Here is a 17950-nt window from a genome sequence, read left to right as displayed (position 1 = left end):
CCCATTGGTGAAGCATGATATAAAACCGAAAAACGTAATTTATCACTCTGTTTTTTTTTGCATGCCATACCAAAGTACAGCGGGTACAGGAGTTCTAAAATGTCTGCAGGCAATAAAATCGAGTATAATTAAACCTGCCTGTGTCGCACTTGACTCTTTAAAAATATTATATCTTTTGTTTTTACGTAGTTCATCCATTCTCTTCTTGTAATCATTCATATTATCCGGAAAAGCTATTGGTGCCTCGGTCTCACCAGTGAAGGATTGAGCTGGATGAAAGTAAAGGTGTCTATAAAGGTCATTCGTTGGGTGCCATAGCTGGGAGCATATATTTTTATATGAATCTTTTATTCCAGTTAATAATGCGGAATATCCTTCTTCTTTTTCCAGTATCACACACCATCCCATTAAAGTGGGGATAATCCAGGACATGTTTGTTGTTTTTTCTTTTAAATATGCATCATCGCTATTGCATTCCATGCTAATAAGATCGTCAATAGAATCTGTTGATATCGGATGTTCTCGTCCAATCCTGAGTACGTAGTCCAACCTCCAAATTAGTTCTCTAAGCCATTTTTCGACAGCATCCTTTCTCCCCATCAGCGAAAGAAATATTAATCCAAGAGCAATTTCAATGGCATTCTCATCAAGACGTGGCGAACCAGATGCGGGATTGTTTATAATTAACGCACACAAGCTATCGGCAACGATATCGGCATTATGAATCTGAAGCGCACCACCATTATTATCTTTCCTATGGGCGAGGAAAAAATTATTTAATCCGAGAGTTGCAAGTATACCAATTTGTTCAAATACAGTTATGTTGACCAGTGAACTTTCAGTTGAATATGAAGAAAGAATATATTTTCCATGGAAATATGGTTGAACTTTGGAAAAATATTCAGCTGAAATGTTAATGTAACTTTGCCATATAACTTCAAACGCAGGGAAGTATTTTTCTGGATCTTTTTCAAGATTGATGCGGTGCCATACCCATAGTAGACATCGTTCAGATACAAACAAAGCTTGCTTAGTGTTGCCATCCTGTATTGCCCAGTAAGCTAATATATTAGCCGCGAGATAGCAGGTGCGGATTGACTTCTCCAGTTCTACTTTATTGATCTCTTTAGTTTTTCTCCCCTCATCATCAAGCATCAGGATTCTTAGTAGTAACCGATGATAATCAATCCGTGAATAATCATTTTCACTAATCAATGATAGCGACTTTCTTAAATCGGTTCTGTCAATATCGTTAAATATATGCTCGTTTAACATGTATTTTTCGATAAAAGTGGAAAGCTTATCTGCTCCCCAGAAATCAAACTCATGGGGTTTATGATCATCAAGATATCCGGCCCAATTTTGATTTATCTCTTCTTTCATATCACCACTGGTGGATAAAATTATTTTCTTGGGCAGTTTTTCGTGTTTTGGTTGTAAATGATTTCTAAGGTAAACATCAAAAACTTCATTTAAACTTTGTCGTATGGACTGTGGCCCGGAATCCCATTCAGATCTACCAAGATCTTTTTGCTTAATTACAAATATAAATAGTTTTTTTTCCCCATCATCAGGATCTTTACCTATTGCAGCAATATCGACACCATATTGTCTTGTTCCCGTTTGTGTAGTAAATAAAGGGACGATACTCATTGATAATAATAAATTAGGCAATAGCCTGTCGAGCTCATTTCTCTCTTTCAATGTTCGAATATATTGAGAAATTAGTACTTTCATATTGTATCCTTTTTTGCTGTCTTGAACATTGCCAAGCGTAATTCATACCCAACATTGTCCATGACGTACCTTCGCGGAAGAGAATAGCTACTCGAAAATGGGTACAGATATGATGGTTCACTATAGCCAGTACCAAAGTTATCATTGTAATAAAAAGAGCCTATTCCTGCTTTTAGTTGTATGCGGGTAGCTATTTTAAATACAAGCGAATCTTCATTTATAGCCTCTTGGTTTTTGGTCATAACTTTATTCCGTTCTTTTTGAAAGGACAGTACATATGCTGAAGGTGGTTCGAATTCTTTTACTCTTGGATATATTTTTAGAGAGTTAAGATAGTCTTCCGTACGAACAAGTATTTCGTCATATATTTTTAATAAGCGATTTCTTTTGTTCCTGATTTTATTTTTGCATTCTCGTATTACATCAATAACATAGTTTGGATAATCAATGGCTATTTCATTTGATATGACAGATATTACAATTTTATCGGTTCTTTTATTTGCGTTATCAATATTCAGTAATGAAAGTATGGAAGACATTAAATGTTTCTCATTAGTAATATAACCCAAAGTTCTACGCACCAAAAAAATGAAATCTCTTTCAGTGAAATTATTAATAATGGGAAGGCTATAACTTAATGAATTACTACTATCATTAACCATTAAATATGTGGATAGTAATTGTGAAAACTCAGAGATTTCTGGAGTGTCATCTATAAGTGCCAATGTGAAAATTTCATTCATTAATTCAGTGGATTTTGTAGCATGATATAAAAAACTCTCTAATTCCTGAGATTTTCTTACTATAGAAGCATTCTTTATCATTACAAAGAGGCAGTTAATCAATAAATGATGTTTGGTTTCATCTTCAGTGAGTGATGATAAAATATGGAGTATTAACCCTCTGAGTTCGATATCATCTCCTGAGTTAATACAGATGATATTTATCCAGTCAGGAAAGTCAGCATGAGATTGTAACTTTTTAGCTGTTGCTATTTTTTGGCAAAGCAACGCTATTGCTTTTATATTTTTATCCTTGAGCAAATTAAGGATGACTTCACAAAATTCAGGTATTTTATCTACCGTATTTACGATTGCTTGTATAGCAGCATTGGAAATATCTGTAACCGGAGAAGCGATTTTTTCTTGGATGATTAATTTTATTTCATTGTTACGATATTCTATATTATTCACCTCAACATATCTGCCAAGTATCCACAAGGCTTGAGGAGACAAGATAACATCATTTTCTTCTATGTCAGCGAGCAAAATATCAATAGCTGATGTATAGTTTTCTTTTCTTAGTGAAAATAAGGCAATATTATAGAGGTGAAGAGTTTCTTTTTTTATATCTGAATGAAATTTATTAATTATCTTATAACATTCTTGAGGGTTATTGGCTAGTCGTTCTCCTAACAATGTAAATACTCCAGGATATTGATTGTATTTATTGTGAATGGTGGAGAAAAAATTAAACAAAGTATTTATATCTAGATGTTTAGAATGTTTTACAAATTGATCGGACAGAGACGTAACTTCATATTGGTTACGTTCAGATGCGAGCAGCATATGCCAAATATTGATTTTATCTTCATATAAACTGAGAAATATACCTGCGGTTGAACGATCATCACGCAAAGTCTTACCCCATATGCAAAAAGCAGTCTGAAGTATGATTTTCTCTGCATCAATGCAATCACTGTCTATTTCTGAGAAATAATGATGGGCAACATAATGATCTCTGTCTTCATAAGATGAAAAGATTAATTTACCGTCCTTTAGACAGTAGCCTTCAGATTTCTCTACGTTTAGAAATGAGAGCTCCTGTTCAGTGAGTTCATACTCCATTTCATCTGAGTTTGACAAAAAGAGTTTATAAGCAATATCTTGAACAAGATTATCCTTCATTATCATACCTCCAATAAAGGCAGGATTATGCCTGTAAAGTTTAACTCTATGCTTTATACCAGAAAAATGGGCTTGACCACCCTCATCAAATCAATGTCCGTGTTTTTTACCGTAAGCATAGTTATGTTTTGTATGCAGTGGAAGAGGAGAGACTTGGTTTAATGAACGGGTTGATACATAGAGAACTTGCTTCACCAGCTGTTTTTTTATTTTCTACGAGCTATCTTCCATAACCTCGCTTGCTGCTATTGGCTAATTACAGTATCTTTTACCCGCACCTGCAAAATCAGGTGTCGGGCTTGACCTCCTGAAAATTGTTACAGGCGACATATGACGCGCCAGCGTCTTTTTTATGTCGTACGCACGGCTATACCTCAATGGCGGGCCGGGCGGGGGCGTCGTAAGGCGCGCCGGTTTCCTGTAACGCCGGTAAGGTCAACCCTGCTCGGTTCCGCCACCCGTGAGATTGACCTCTCCAGTGACGGAAATATAAACGTTACAGGAGGATGCCACTATGGCTACTATCCCAACATCGATTCACCCTTTATTTACCGTTTCCTTCAATCACAAAACCGACTTCACGGAACTCGCGGACAACTGCGAGCGTTTTAGTGAAGCGCTGGTGGAGTGCCATGATCCTGTGCAGAAAATGGCGTTGTGCGGGCGGCTTTGTGCCTGTCTGGCCTTATTACAACCGACGTTGATGGAACCTGTGCCGGAGTTTTTAAAAGAGAGCCTGACGGTGGATGAAATACCATTGCATGTACCTGCTTTTGAAGTGGAAGCGGACCAGGTGGGGCATTACTGCCAGGTACTGACACAATTGATAGTGAGTGGGTCTCTGACGGTGGAAGCCGAAAGAGTCATCAGTGATTTACTGTATGAACTGGTGGGATATTACGCCGAAACGTTAAAAGCGCCGCGTTGGCTAAGAACAAAAGAAGGAAGCATTGAGCTGTTAGACTAGCCCAAAAGCAAAAACCCGCCTTTTGGGCGGGTTCTTTAAATAGTGGTGCCCGGACTCGGAATCGAACCAAGGACACGGGGATTTTCAATCCCCTGCTCTACCGACTGAGCTATCCGGGCAACGGGGCGCATTAAACCCGATCCGCCCTCCGACGTCAACGAAATTTGTTGTTTTCGTTGCAGACTGCACACTCTCTCACCATTTCGTCGCAAACTTAAGCGAAAAAGTGCGTCCAGAGCGCGGAAAGCGGCATCGCGAGCAGCAGGGCTGGGAGCATGTTCACCACTGCAAACATCTTGATGCCACAGATGCGCAGCCCTGTCGCCAGCAGCAGCAGGCCGCCGACGGCGGTAAAGTCCGCCATCATCGCAGGCGTCGTCAGCGGCAGGATCAGCGTGGCGCAGGTGGCCAGCGCCAGCTGAATAAGCAGCATCGGTACACAAATCGCCGCCACGGCGATGCCGAGGGTAGTGGCAAAGATGGTGGCAGTAAAGAAATCCAGAAACGCTTTCGCAATCAGTATGCTGGGATCGCCGGTCATCCCTTCCTGCATCGAACCGAATATCCCCGTGCCGCTGGCACAGAACAGAATAATGATCGCAACGTAGTTCTGAATAAACGACTCGTGCGTGCCGTGCTTTGCCTTGCCCGGTCGGGCAATCAGATTTTTGGCTTTGCCTACCGCGTGATTAATGCCTTTTTCCAGATAGCAAAACTCGCCGATCAGCGCGCCGAGCAGTGTCGCCAGTACCATCACCGGCAGGTTGGCGCATTTCACCACTAAAAGGATACCAATCCCTAACGACGCCAGGCCAAAAATGGAGGGCATGGAGACGCGAATACGCTCCGGCAACCGCTGGCTTAATACTGCCCCAAGTACACCGCCCAGCAATACGGCTCCCGCATTGATAAAGGGTCCAATCACCACGTTTAACTCCTGTTATTTAAGCACTGGCATTGCATGATTATGGCACGTCCGTCCCTGATTATGCTTAGCTTTGGGAGGCGTAACGCATACTGATTCCTTCTTGCACCTGAAAATAAAAGGTGACATGATTGCGCGAATTTTCTCCTTCCTGTCTCACCGTTCGGTGAGGGTATTTGCGCTTATGAAAACCATGAAAATTGCCGTCAGCCGTGAGCTGGTATCCAAAGTTTCTACGCATCGCGAAAAGGTTATGCTGGATAACACCGATTTCACCGATGTGGCGGCAGTCGTCATTACGGTTGTTGAAAGCTACAGCGGCATTCTTGCGTTGCTGAAGCGTACGGGCTTTCAGCTACCGGTATTTATGTTCTCAACAGAGCCAGGAGAGGTGCCAGAGGGTGTCACGGCGATCATCTCGGGTAAAGCACAAGAATTGCTGGAACTGGAATCTGCCGCCTGCCGGTATGAAGAGAACCTGCTGCCACCCTTTTTTGACACCCTGAGCCAGTATGTGGCGATGGGAAACAGCACCTTTGCCTGTCCGGGTCACCAGCACGGCGCCTTTTTCAAAAAACATCCCGCCGGGCGGCAGTTTTACGACTTCTTCGGTGAAAACGTGTTTCGTGCCGATATGTGCAATGCCGACGTGAAGCTCGGTGATTTGCTGATCCACGAAGGTTCTGCCAAGCACGCGCAAAAGTTCGCGGCGAAAGTGTTCAACGCGGATAAAACCTACTTCGTGCTGAACGGCACGTCGGCGGCCAATAAAGTGGTGACCAATGCGCTGCTGACCCGTGGCGATCTGGTGCTGTTCGATCGTAACAACCATAAGTCCAACCATCATGGGGCGCTGATCCAGGCCGGGGCAACGCCTGTCTATCTTGAGGCAGCCCGTAATCCGTTTGGTTTTATCGGCGGGATCGATGAACACTGCTTTGATGAGGCCTGGCTGCGGGAACTGATCCGTGACGTCGCGCCGCAGAAAGCCGCCGAGGCGCGCCCGTTCCGTCTGGCGATCATTCAGCTCGGCACCTACGACGGCACGATCTACAACGCCCGTCAGGTGATCGACAAGATCGGTCACCTTTGCGACTACATCCTCTTTGACTCCGCCTGGGTCGGCTACGAGCAATTTATCCCGATGATGGCGGAAACGTCTCCGCTTCTGCTGGAACTGAACGAGAACGATCCGGGAATTTTCGTGACCCAGTCGGTCCACAAACAGCAGGCTGGGTTCTCGCAAACCTCACAGATCCATAAAAAGGATAACCATATTCGCGGTCAGTCGCGCTTCTGCCCGCACAAGCGGCTGAACAATGCGTTCATGCTGCATGCCTCCACCAGCCCGTTTTACCCGCTGTTTGCGGCGCTGGACGTGAACGCCAAGATCCACGAGGGTGAGAGCGGACGCAGGTTGTGGGCTGAGTGCGTCGAGCTGGGCATTGAAGCGCGCAAAGCCATTATCGCCAACTGCAATATGATCAAACCCTTTATCCCACCGGTGGTGGCGGGGCGGCCATGGCAGGATCACCCCACGCAGGCTATCGCCAGCGAGCGTCGCTTCTTTAGTTTTGAACCGGGTGCAAAATGGCACGGTTTTGAAGGCTATGCCCGTGAACAGTATTTCGTCGATCCGTGCAAGCTGCTGCTGACCACGCCGGGCATTGATGCGGAAACAGGGCACTATACCGATTTCGGCATTCCGGCGACCATTCTCGCCCACTACCTGCGCGAAAACGGCATTGTGCCGGAGAAGTGCGATCTCAACTCCATCCTGTTCCTGCTGACGCCAGCCGAGAGCGCGGAGAAGCTAATGCAGCTGGTGGCGATGCTGGGGCAGTTTGAACAGCATATTGAAGACGATACGCCGCTCGTGGATGTGCTGCCGACCATCTATCAGAAATACCCGGTGCGTTACCGCGACTATACGATCCGTCAGCTGTGCCAGGAGATGCACGATCTCTACGTCAGCTTTAACGTGAAGGATTTACAGAAGGCGATGTTCCGCCAGGAGAGCCTGCCTGCCGTGGTGATGAACCCGCAGGATGCCAACCAGGAGTACATTCGCGGGAACGTCGAACTGGTGCGTATTCGTGACGCCGAAGGACGCATTGCCGCCGAAGGTGCGCTGCCATACCCGCCGGGCGTGCTGTGCGTGGTACCGGGGGAAGTCTGGGGTGGAGCAGTACAGCGCTACTTCCTGGCGCTGGAAGAGGGCATTAATATGCTGCCGGGTTTCTCGCCAGAGTTGCAGGGCGTTTACAGCGAGAAGGATGCCGACGGGATCAAGCGACTGTATGGGTACGTGTTAAAGTAGGGCCCCTCACCCTAACCCTCTCCCCAAAGGGGAGAGGGGATTGCACGGAGCCGTCTTTTCACCCTCGCCCCTTTGGGGAGAGGGCCGGGGTGAGGGGAGTTAAGTCGCACTACGCCGGTACATCCTTCTCGGATGCCCAATCTTCCCGTACAGCATCTCCACCGTCAGAAAACCCACCTCCACGCAGTGTTCCAGATAGCGCCGGGTGGTGGTTTTACTCAGTCCCGTCTCGCTCACCACCTCATCCACCGTAAAGCAGTGCGCCGCCTTGTTGTTAAACAACGTTTGCACCCGCGCCAGCGTGTTCTCCTCTATCCCTTTGCTGCCGTTGTCCAGTCGATAATTTTTCGCCTGTAGCTGATAGAGTGAATCCACGTTCTGTTGGTCGACAATCTTCCAGACGCGCTGCTGTTCGGCAAACTGCACAAAACGTTCCAGCGACTGGCTCAGGCGTTTCCAGGAAACCGGCTTGAGGATGTAGTCGAACGCGCCGTTACGAATGGCCTGGCTACAGGTGTCCATATCGCTGGCGGCGGTGATGAAAATCACCGAGCAGTTGGCGCGGGTGAGCATCGGGTTGCTGATAAGGGTGATGCCTTTGCCGTCCGGCAGATAGTTATCCAGCAGCATCAGCTTCGGCTGTTTGCTCTCCAGTTGTACCTGCGCGTCGGCCAGTGACGCGGCAATCCCCACCAGCCTCAGGCGCGGATGTTTACCGATAAGCTCCGCGTGCAGTTGCGCCAGTTCGTTCTCGTCTTCAACAATCAGTACGTCGATAAGTTCATGTTGCATAGTCGGTATCTTCCAGTTCCTGTACGGGGTGCCGGACCGTTCCCGTGGCGGGAATAAACAGTGAGAAAATGGCACCGCGTGGGGTGTTATCGGCAACTTCAATTGCACCGCCAGCCTGCGTGACGTAGCTTTCAATCAGATACAGGCCAATACCGTGATCGCCGCGCGTTTTGGTAGTGATGCCGCGCTCAAAGATCCGGTCGCGGATCTCCGGTGTGATGCCGACGCCCTGGTCGGCGACTTCAATAATCAGTTCCTGCTCGTTCAACTTTATTAGCACGTCTACCGGGGCATGCGGGAGCGGGGCGCGCTGGGTCGCTTCGATGGCGTTATCCAGCAAGTTCCCGATGATCGAGACTAGTTCCGATTCGAGCAGCGGCAGGAAGGGTTTGTCCACCCGGCAGGCCGGATCGAAGCTCAGCTCAACGCCTTTTTCACGCGCGCGGGCGGCCTTTCCAAGCAGCAAACCGCACAGCGTCGGGGAGCTAAAGCGGGACGAGATAAAGTCCAGCAGCTCCTGAGCGTGTTCCGACTGCGCCTGTATGTAGCGGATCGCCTCGTCATAACGGCCCATATGCAGCAGGCCGGACAGCGTGGTCATGCGGTTCAGCTGTTCATGGCGCATAATGCGCAGGTTATCAACATAGCGCTTCACCTGGCTGAGCTGGGCGCTGAGCGAGTCGATCTCGTTGCGATCGCGAAAGGTGATCACCCAGCCCTGCAACGCATCTTCCAGCATGATCCGCACCCGGCTGGCAATGACCGTGAGATCGTTAAAGCGACAGATCTCATCGTGGGTGTCTTTCGCAAGCATGGTTTGCGCGTTAAAGAACGGGACGGGCGCGATCACCTGGCTGATGAGTTGACCCCGCAGTTCGCGGGCGGGCTGGCGTAAGCCTAATAATTTACGCGCCGCCTGGTTAATCACCTCAATGCGGAGATCGTCGTCGATGGCAATCACCCCTTCATAAATGGATTCCATCATCGCCTTTTGCTGACGCACCAGCAGGCCGATTTCGCGCGGCTCCAGAGAGAATATCTGCTTCTTGATGCTGCGGGTGAAGAACCAGGAGAAAATAAACAGGGCGATAAGCAGCAGCACGGCGGCAATCAGGATATTAACCACCTTGCTGACGGTGATGGTGTCCAGATAGCTTGTGAGATAGCCTACCGAAACAATCCCTACCACCTGCCCGGCATCATTAAAAATGGGCGCTTTGCTGCGCAGCGAAATGCCTAACCCGCCCTTGCGGATGGTGATGGTGCTTTTGCCGTGTAATACCTCGTCGTTGTCTCCGCCAACCAGCGTTTTGCCTACCCGGTCGGCAAACACGGAATGGAAAAGATGCAGCCCTTTATTGTCACCAATCACAATAAAACTGGCGTCGCTGCGGGCGGCTATTTTCTGCATAAAGTCATGGATGCCCTGGATATCCTTTTGTTCGACTTCTTTTCGCAGAGAAGGAATAAGCGCAATTTCTTCGGCCTGTATTTTTGCGCGCGCGCTCATTTCCTGATAAAGCTGCCTGCCGACATCGACATAATAATATCCGCCCAGTAATGCGAACAGCACTGAGAAAAAGGCGACCAGCGAAATAAACAGCTTGATCTGAAACGATACTTTCATAACTATCACGCGAGATATCAACAGGTCGGCTGAATATATCATCTTTTAAGGCCAGGATGCCCGCTTTGCCGAAAACTTGTGATCCCTTGCACAGCGCAGCCTGTAAAAGATTTTTCCGAAAGTCTCATCCTCTTAAGGCTAAATGAATAAATGTTATTTCTTTGTTCAGTTAAGAAAAGAAACCATAAAAACCACGGCAATAAATAAGGCATAAATCACATTAAATAAAAGAAACCATTAAAACCATAGCGGCCATTAAAACTTCGCTTTTAATATGCCATCCCTCACATAAAGTAAGCCTTTGTGACTCTAAGCTGGACGCACAAAATAACTAAGGGGCTTATTATGAGCACAACTGACGATTCATTCTCTGTTACCCACGACCCGATTGATATTCAGCGGCCATCGCTCAAAGAGCGCTGGTGGCATATTATGGATACCTGGAAAATCGGCATTATTCCTCTGCCACTGTTCGTTCTGGCGGGCGCGCTGATTGCGATAGATTGCCTGGGCGGAAAACTGCCGAGCGACATCGTGGTCATGGTGGCCACGCTGGCCTTCTTCGGCTTTGCCTGCGGCGAGTTCGGCAAACGCCTGCCGATTGTCGGCAAGCTCGGCGCGGCGGCAATTTGCGCCACCTTTATCCCTTCCGCGCTGGTCTATTACGGCCTGCTGCCGGACGTGGTGGTCGAGTCCACGACCAAATTCTATAAATCCACCAATATTCTCTACCTCTATATCTGCTGCATTATTGTCGGCAGCATCATGAGCATGAACCGCACCGTGCTGATCCAGGGCTTCCTGCGCATCTTCTTCCCGATGCTGTGCGGTGAAATCGTCGGCATGATTGTCGGCATGGGCGTTGGACTAGCGCTGGGCCTTGAGCCGTTCCAGATCTTCTTCTTTATCATTCTGCCGATCATGGCGGGCGGCGTCGGAGAAGGGGCGATCCCGCTCTCTATCGGCTATGCCACCCTGCTGCACATGGATCAGGGCGTGGCGCTCGGCCGCGTGCTGCCGATGGTAATGCTCGGCGGCCTGACGGCGATCATCATCTCCGGTTGCCTCAACCAGCTCGGTAAACGCTATCCGCACCTGACCGGTGAAGGCCAGCTGATGCCTAACCGCGCCAACGCCGATGCCACCGTCTCTCAACCCGCGTTCTCCGGCAAAGCGGATGTGACCACCATCGCCTCCGGCGCGCTGCTGGCGGTGCTGCTGTACATGCTGGGCATGCTCGGTCACAAGCTGATTGGTCTGCCAGCGCCGGTGGGCATGTTGTTTATGGCGGTGCTGGTGAAGCTCTGTAATGGCGCCTCTCCGCGTCTGCTGGAGGGGTCTCAGGTGGTGTACAAATTCTTCCAGACCTCCGTGACCTACCCGATTCTCTTCGCCGTTGGCGTGGCGATTACCCCATGGCATGAACTGGTGGCGGCGTTCACCGTCAGCAACCTGCTGGTGATTATCAGCACCGTTTCCGCGCTGGTGGCAACCGGATTCTTCGTTGGCAAAAAGATTGGTATGCACCCGATTGATGTCGCCATCGTCTCCTGCTGTCAGAGCGGGCAGGGCGGTACCGGTGACGTGGCGATCCTGACCGCAGGCAACCGCATGAGCCTGATGCCATTCGCCCAGATTGCTACCCGTATCGGCGGGGCGATTAACGTCTCTGTCTCACTGCTGATTCTGGGCAACTTCCTCGTTTAAGTTTTCAGGAAAGAACAATGAAACTCGCAAGCTTTTTATACCAGGGTAAACGCAGCTACGGCATCGTTCAGGCCGGGGGCGTGATTGATTTAGGCCGCCGCCTGGGCGACCACTATGGCGACCTTAAAGCGCTGTTGCAGGGGAACGGGCTGGCGCAGGCCACCCGTTTTCTGAACGACGCGGTGGATGTACCGCTGAACGCCATCACCTTCTTACCGGTGATTGTCCAGCCGGAAAAAATTCTCTGCGTGGGCATGAACTATGCCGACAAGCGCAAGGAGTTTGACCAGCACAACCCGGCCCCGACCCTGTTTGTCCGCTTCCCGGATTCACAGACCGGCCACAACGAGCCGGTGCTGAAGCCGCGCCACTCCAGCGAGTTCGACTACGAAGGCGAGCTGGCGGTGATCATCGGCAAAGGCGGGGAGAACATCAGCCGCGACGACGCCCTGCGCCACGTGGCGGGCTACAGCTGCTACATGGACGGCTCCGCCCGCGACTGGCAGCACACCTGGTTCACCGCCGGGAAAAACTGGCGGCAGACCGGGGCGTTCGGCCCGTGGATGGCGACGGCGGATGAGATCCCGGACCCGCACAGCCTGGCGATCCGCACCTGGCTGAACGGCCGCATGGTGCAGGAGGACAACACCAGCAGCATGATCCACAAGGTGGCGGAGCTGATCGAGTACATCAGCACCTTCACCCGTCTCAGCCCGGGCGACGTGATCATCACCGGCTCGCCTGGCGGGGTAGGTAAAAAGCGCAACCCGCCACTGTTTATGAAGGAGGGGGATCGCATTGAGGTGGAGATCGAACATATCGGTCATCTGAGCAACGTGATCGTGGAAGCGCCAGCCGTCGGGCTCGCGGCAGCGCACTGAGTAAGGCGGCAGCATGCAATCGCAACCCATTGATTTTCGCCACACCGTTGTGGCGAAACACCCGGAACGCTTAAGCCAGATCCGCTACCTGCTGGCAGACAGCGGCCTTGGCCTGGACAACGACATCACGCTGTTTGTTGAAGCCTGGTCCGGCGCGCAGCTGGTGGGTTGCGCCGGACTTGCTGCCAACGTCATCAAGTGCGTGGCGGTCAACGAGCAGCTTCGTGGGGAAAACCTCAGCGCGCGTCTGCTGGCAGAGGTGGAAAATGCGGCGCTGGAGCGCGGCCATTTTCACCTCTTCCTCTGCACCCGTCCGTGTAATAAGGAGCGCTTTGGCCGCAGCGGTTTCTGGCCGGTTGCCCAGAGCGGGAACAACGCGGTGCTAATGGAGAACACTCCGCAAGGGATCGTGCGCTACTGCCGATCCCTGCGCGCTAGCCGCAAGTGTGGGGAGAAGATTGGTGCCATCGTGATGAACGCCAACCCATTCACCCTCGGTCACCGTCATCTGGTGGAGCAGGCGGCGGCGCAGTGCGATGCTCTGCATCTGTTCGTGGTGCGTGAAGACGCCTCGTTCTTCCCGTTCAGCGCGCGCCTTGAGATGGTGCGCGCGGGCGTGGCGCATCTGCCGAACGTGGTGGTGCATGAAGGCTCGCAGTACATCATCTCCCGCGCCACGTTTCCGGCCTACTTCCTGAAGGAGACCGGCAAAGTGCAGCAGGCGTGGAGCGAGATCGACGTGCTGATCTTCCGGGACTTTATCGCCCCGGCGCTGGGCATCACGCACCGTTTTATTGGTTCGGAACCGTTCTGCGATATCACCCGCCAGTACAACCAGACGCTGCACGATCTGCTGGCCTCGCACATCGACGTGGTGGAGATGCCGCGCATCAAAGCCACCGGCAACGCCATTTCGGCCTCGGAAGTGCGCCGTTTACTCAAGACACAGCAGTTTTCCCGGATCCGGGAGATTGTCCCGGACTCCACCTTCGCGCACCTCGAAGCACATTATCGTGCGAGTGCGGAAGTCGCATAACTATCAGGAATTTATCATGAATATTGTAAGGGAGGCGCTGGCCGGAACGCAGGAGTCCAGCGACCTGATGGTGAAAATCGCCCCCGCTCACGGTGAGCTGGAGATTGTCATCCACAGTGAAGTGATTAAGCAGTTTGGCGAGCAAATACGCCAGGTGGTCAACGACACATTGCGCGCCATGAACGTGCACCAGGGATTAATCATTATTGAAGACAAAGGGGCGCTGGACTGTGTGATCCGCGCCCGCCTGCAAAGCGCGCTTCTGCGTGCCGCCGATGAACAGGCCATCAACTGGGGGGCGCTGAAATGAGCAAACTCCGCCGCAGTATGCTGTTCCTGCCGGGCGCCAATGCCGCCATGCTCTCCACCGCCTTTATCTACCGCCCCGACTCCATCATGTTTGACCTTGAGGACGCCGTGGCCCTGCGCGAGAAAGACACCGCACGCATGCTGGTGTTCCACGCGTTGCAGCACCCGATGTATCAGGATATCGAAACCGTGGTGCGTATTAACCCGCTGAGCACGCCGTTTGGCCTGCTGGATCTGGAGGCCGCCGTGCGCGCGGGCGTAGACGTGATTCGCCTGCCGAAAACCGACACCCCGGACGATATCTACGAGCTAGAAGGCCACCTGGAGCGCATTGAACGTGAATGCGGACGCGAGATTGGTTCCACCCGCGTGATGGCGGCGATTGAATCGGCCATTGGCGTCATCAACGCCGTGGCGATTGCCCGCAGCTCCCCGCGCCTGATCGGCATCGCGCTGGCCGCCTTTGACTACGTAATGGACATGCAGACCGAGCGCGGCGACGGCACCGAGTTGTTCTACGCCCGCTGCGCCGTGCTGCACGCCGCCCGCGCTGCGGGCATCGACGCTTTCGACGTGGTGTGGTCAGACGTTAATGACGAAGCCGGGTTCCTGCGCGAGGTCGATCTGATCCGCAAGATGGGCTTTAACGGCAAATCGCTGATTAACCCGCGCCAGATTGACCTGCTGCACAACGCCTACGCCCCGACACGGGAAGAGGTGGAGCACGCCAAACGGGTGATTGAAGCGGCAGAAGAGGGCGAGCGTAACGGCCTGGGCGTGGTCTCGCTCAACGGCAAAATGGTGGATGCACCGATTATTAACCACGCGCAGGTGGTGCTGGAGCGCGCGGCGGCCTCCGGCGTGCGTCGGTAAGGATGACATAATGAATCAGACAGAACTTCTCCATGTGAATTTCCCCCATCTGCGGGATCTGAAGCCTTTTGATACCGCCCACAGCGCGACGCCGTGGCTGGCGGACAGCGAGGCGAAACACAACCGTAAGCTTTGCGCCTCCCTCGAAGAAGCCGTCATGCGCAGCGGCTTGCAGGACGGGATGACCATCTCTTTCCACCATGCCTTTCGCGAAGGCGACCGGGTGATCAACACCGTTGTGGCGCTGCTGGCGCGGATGGGTTTTAAAAATTTGACCCTGGCCTCCAGCTCGCTGATGACCTGCAACGACGCGCTGATCGAGCATATTCAAAGCGGCGTGATCGCCCGAATTTACACCTCCGGTATGCGCGGCAGGCTGGCGGAGGCCATCTCCCACGGGCTGATGGACGAGCCGGTACAAATTCACTCCCACGGCGGGCGCGTGAAGCTGCTCCAGGATGGCGAGCTGAATATCGACGTGGCATTTCTTGGCGTGCCGTGCAGCGATGAGTTTGGCAACGCCAACGGCACGCAGGGCAAATCGTGTTGCGGTTCGCTGGGCTACGCCATGGTGGACGCACACTTTGCCCGTAAGGTGGTGCTGCTGACCGAAGAACTGGTGCCGTTCCCGAATATGCCCGCCAGCCTGGTGCAGGATCAGGTGGACTACATCGTGCAGGTGGAGAGCGTGGGCGACCCGGCGAAAATCAGCGTCGGTGCGGCGCGCGTCACCAGCAACCCGCGCGAGCTGATGATTGCCCGCTATGCGGCGGACGTGATTGAACACTCTGGTTACTTTAAAACGGGCTTCTCGATGCAGACCGGCTCCGGCGCGGCGGCCACCGCCTGCACCCGCTTTATGGAAGAGAAGATGGAGCGCAGCGGCGTGAAGGCGCGCTTTGCGCTCGGGGGTATTACCGGCAGCCTGGTGGATCTGCACGAGAAGGGGCTCATCGAAAAGCTGCTCGACACCCAGTGCTTTGACGGCCAGGCAGCGGCCTCGCTGGCGCGCAACCCGAACCACGTGGAGATCTCCACCAACGTCTACGCCAACCCCGGCAGCAAGGCGGCAAGCTGCGACCAGCTCGACGTGGTGATCCTCAGCGCGCTGGAAATCGACGTCGATTTTAACGTCAACGTCATCACCGGATCCGACGGCGTGATGCGCGGCGCATCCGGCGGGCACTGCGACGTGGCGTCGGCAGCCAACCTGACCATTGTGGTCGCGCCGCTGCTGCGAAGCCGCATCCCGACCGTCGTGAAGCGCGTTACCACGCGCCTCACGCCGGGGGAGAGCATTGACGTGCTGGTCACCGACCACGGTATTGCGGTCAACCCGGCGCGCCCGGAGATCCGCGAACGACTCATGGAAGCAGGCCTGAAGGTTGTAGATATCAACGCGCTCTATGAGCGGGCGATTTCCCTGACCGGCGTACCGAAACCGATTGAGTTCACCGACAAAATTGTCGGGGTGATCCGCTACCGCGACGGCAGCGTGATCGACACCGTTCGACAGGTAAAGGAGTGAATATGACTATTGCGACACCCGTGCGGACGGGTGTCAGCCTGGACGCGCTGCTGGCGGCGAAAGAGCGCCGCGCAGCCCGTCAGGCTGACTGGCTTACGCACCATCAACAACCGGTGATCTCCCTAACGCTGGTCACGCCCGGGCAAATCAAAGACAGCCTGCGCTATCGCAACACCATGGGCGTGGCGTTACAGATGTGTGACCAGCTGCTGTGGGAAAACCGCTGGCAGGTGCTGGACCGCCAGGTGCTCTGGCTACCCACCGGACCTGAAGCGCTGTGGTGCGTCGCGCATCCGGCGGCGGAAATTAAAGCGCACTGTGCTGAACTGGAGCAGACGCACCCGCTCGGCAGACTGTGGGATCTGGATGTGATCTGCCCTGAAAACGGCCACGTTGGCCGTCAGTCGTTGGGTTCACACCTCAGGCGCTGTCTGATTTGCGACGAGCCTGCCCACGCCTGTTCCCGTTCTCGGCACCATCCCGTTGAGCAGGTGGTTTCCCGCGTGGAGAAGATGATAGATGACTGGTTTGCTCGCGACTAAACCGCGCCCGGTTGATGTTCCTGCGCTTGCCGCAGAGGCGCTGTGGCAGGAGCTGGAGCTGACGCCCAAACCGGGGCTGGTGGACAGGCTCAATAACGGCTCCCATCGCGATATGGACCATACCTTATTCCTCCGCAGCATTGCGGCGATTACGCCGTGGTTTGCCCGTTTTGCGGAACTGGGTGAAGCACATGCGGCCAAACCTGCCGATCAGCAGTTGCGGATTATCCGCCCGATGGGAATGGCCTGTGAGCAGGCAATGTACGCCGCCACGGGCGGGGTGAACACGCACAAGGGCGGGATTTTTGCCCTTGGTTTGCTCTGCTTCGCCGCCGGACGTGTAAAAAATATCTCTGCGGATAGCCTCTGTTGTGAGGTAAGTAACATCTGTCGTGGGCTGGTGGCGCGGGAACTGGGCGGGCGCAGCGGGCAGGCAACGGCGGGAGAGCGACAGTTTCAACAGTACGGTTTAACCGGCGCGCGCGGTGAGGCAGAAAGCGGCTTCAGCACGGTGCGTAAGGCGTTGGCTCAGTGGAAGGGAAACACCCTTCATGACCTGTTATTGCGCCTGATGGCCATCAACCAGGACAGTAATCTCGTTTCGCGCGGCGGCACTGAAGGGCTGCGCTACGTCCAGGGTTATGCGCAGGAGCTGCTGGCGAACGGCTGGGATCAGGATGCGTTACTTAGGATGGATAACGCGTTGATTGAACGAAACCTGAGTCCGGGCGGCAGCGCGGATTTGCTGTCGGTGGGGTGGGTGCTGTCTGGAATAAAATAGCCGGGTGGCGCTAACGCT

At 52.6% G+C, this 17950-nt stretch carries 15 protein-coding genes and 1 tRNA gene; 10 read left to right on the top strand and 6 right to left on the bottom strand.

Translation table 11 applies throughout. The features are described 5' to 3' along the window. Window positions 1–42: 42 nt before the first annotated feature. Both L2Y28_RS18355 and L2Y28_RS18350 read right to left on the bottom strand, forming a co-directional pair. Window positions 43–1737 carry a hypothetical protein gene (locus L2Y28_RS18355; protein WP_022649377.1) on the bottom strand — a complete coding sequence of 565 codons (1695 nt, stop codon included), beginning with the start codon at window positions 1735–1737 and terminating at the stop codon, window positions 43–45. Next, complete coding sequence (locus tag L2Y28_RS18350; protein ID WP_022649376.1) at window positions 1734–3644, bottom strand: hypothetical protein; 1911 nt, start codon at window positions 3642–3644, stop codon at window positions 1734–1736. The genes L2Y28_RS18355 and L2Y28_RS18350 overlap by 4 nt, the downstream gene beginning before the upstream one ends. Window positions 3645–4158: 514 nt before the next feature. Between L2Y28_RS18350 and L2Y28_RS18345 the strand changes: the two genes are divergently transcribed. Beyond that, complete coding sequence (locus tag L2Y28_RS18345; RefSeq protein ID WP_022649375.1) at window positions 4159–4611, top strand: hypothetical protein; 453 nt, start codon at window positions 4159–4161, stop codon at window positions 4609–4611. Window positions 4612–4654: 43 nt separating this feature from the next. Here the strand turns inward: L2Y28_RS18345 and L2Y28_RS18340 are convergent. Together L2Y28_RS18340 and L2Y28_RS18335 are read right to left on the bottom strand one after the other, a co-directional pair. Further along, window positions 4655–4730 (bottom strand) — tRNA-Phe (locus L2Y28_RS18340). A gap of 95 nt (window positions 4731–4825) precedes the next feature. Then, window positions 4826–5539 (bottom strand): DUF554 domain-containing protein, encoded by a 714-nt coding sequence (locus L2Y28_RS18335; protein WP_003862452.1) that lies wholly within the window; start codon window positions 5537–5539, stop codon window positions 4826–4828. Between the two features lie 181 nt (window positions 5540–5720). Between L2Y28_RS18335 and L2Y28_RS18330 the strand changes: the two genes are divergently transcribed. Then, window positions 5721–7856, top strand: coding sequence for an ornithine decarboxylase (locus L2Y28_RS18330; RefSeq protein ID WP_022649374.1), 2136 nt, complete (start codon window positions 5721–5723; stop codon window positions 7854–7856). 99 nt (window positions 7857–7955) lie between these two features. Here the strand turns inward: L2Y28_RS18330 and L2Y28_RS18325 are convergent, their stop codons facing one another. Together L2Y28_RS18325 and L2Y28_RS18320 are read right to left on the bottom strand one after the other, a co-directional pair. Next, on the bottom strand, window positions 7956–8648 hold the full coding sequence (locus L2Y28_RS18325; protein WP_022649373.1) for a response regulator: 693 nt from the start codon (window positions 8646–8648) through the stop codon (window positions 7956–7958). Continuing rightward, entirely contained in the window at window positions 8638–10275 is a 1638-nt protein-coding gene (locus tag L2Y28_RS18320) for a sensor histidine kinase (protein ID WP_022649372.1), read from the bottom strand. Before L2Y28_RS18320 ends, L2Y28_RS18325 begins: the two co-directional genes overlap by 11 nt. 345 nt (window positions 10276–10620) lie before the next feature. Between L2Y28_RS18320 and L2Y28_RS18315 the strand changes: the two genes are divergently transcribed. From L2Y28_RS18315 to citG, 8 genes are read left to right on the top strand one after another with little or no spacing between them, the layout of a single operon-like run. Next, window positions 10621–11982 (top strand): 2-hydroxycarboxylate transporter family protein, encoded by a 1362-nt coding sequence (locus L2Y28_RS18315; protein WP_022649371.1) that lies wholly within the window; start codon window positions 10621–10623, stop codon window positions 11980–11982. Window positions 11983–11999: 17 nt separating this feature from the next. Continuing rightward, window positions 12000–12863: a fumarylacetoacetate hydrolase family protein gene (locus L2Y28_RS18310; RefSeq protein ID WP_022649370.1), complete on the top strand. Its 864-nt coding sequence runs from the start codon at window positions 12000–12002 to the stop codon at window positions 12861–12863. 13 nt (window positions 12864–12876) lie between these two features. After that, complete coding sequence (gene citC / locus L2Y28_RS18305; RefSeq protein ID WP_022649369.1) at window positions 12877–13899, top strand: [citrate (pro-3S)-lyase] ligase; 1023 nt, start codon at window positions 12877–12879, stop codon at window positions 13897–13899. A 16-nt stretch (window positions 13900–13915) separates the two neighbouring features. Continuing rightward, window positions 13916–14209, top strand: coding sequence for a citrate lyase acyl carrier protein (gene citD, locus L2Y28_RS18300; protein WP_017382935.1), 294 nt, complete (start codon window positions 13916–13918; stop codon window positions 14207–14209). Next, the gene (gene citE / locus L2Y28_RS18295; protein WP_022649368.1) at window positions 14206–15081 is read left to right on the top strand and encodes a citrate (pro-3S)-lyase subunit beta; all 876 of its coding nucleotides are present in this window, start codon (window positions 14206–14208) and stop codon (window positions 15079–15081) included. Before citD ends, citE begins: the two co-directional genes overlap by 4 nt. Before the next feature lie 10 nt (window positions 15082–15091). Further along, window positions 15092–16609, top strand: a complete 1518-nt coding sequence (gene citF, locus L2Y28_RS18290; RefSeq protein ID WP_022649367.1) for a citrate lyase subunit alpha — start codon at window positions 15092–15094, stop codon at window positions 16607–16609. A 2-nt stretch (window positions 16610–16611) separates the two neighbouring features. Next, the gene (gene citX, locus L2Y28_RS18285) at window positions 16612–17151 is read left to right on the top strand and encodes a citrate lyase holo-[acyl-carrier protein] synthase (protein WP_022649366.1); all 540 of its coding nucleotides are present in this window, start codon (window positions 16612–16614) and stop codon (window positions 17149–17151) included. Next, window positions 17129–17932, top strand: a complete 804-nt coding sequence (gene citG, locus L2Y28_RS18280) for a triphosphoribosyl-dephospho-CoA synthase CitG (protein WP_022649365.1) — start codon at window positions 17129–17131, stop codon at window positions 17930–17932. The genes citX and citG overlap by 23 nt, the downstream gene beginning before the upstream one ends. The last annotated feature ends 18 nt before the right edge of the window (window positions 17933–17950 follow it).

The organism is Enterobacter sp. JH25, from assembly GCF_021725435.1.
Classification (GTDB): Bacteria; Pseudomonadota; Gammaproteobacteria; order Enterobacterales; family Enterobacteriaceae; genus Enterobacter; species Enterobacter intestinihominis.
The sequence above is the reverse complement of the archived record's forward strand: the minus strand, read 5'-3'. Positions and strand labels throughout refer to the sequence as shown.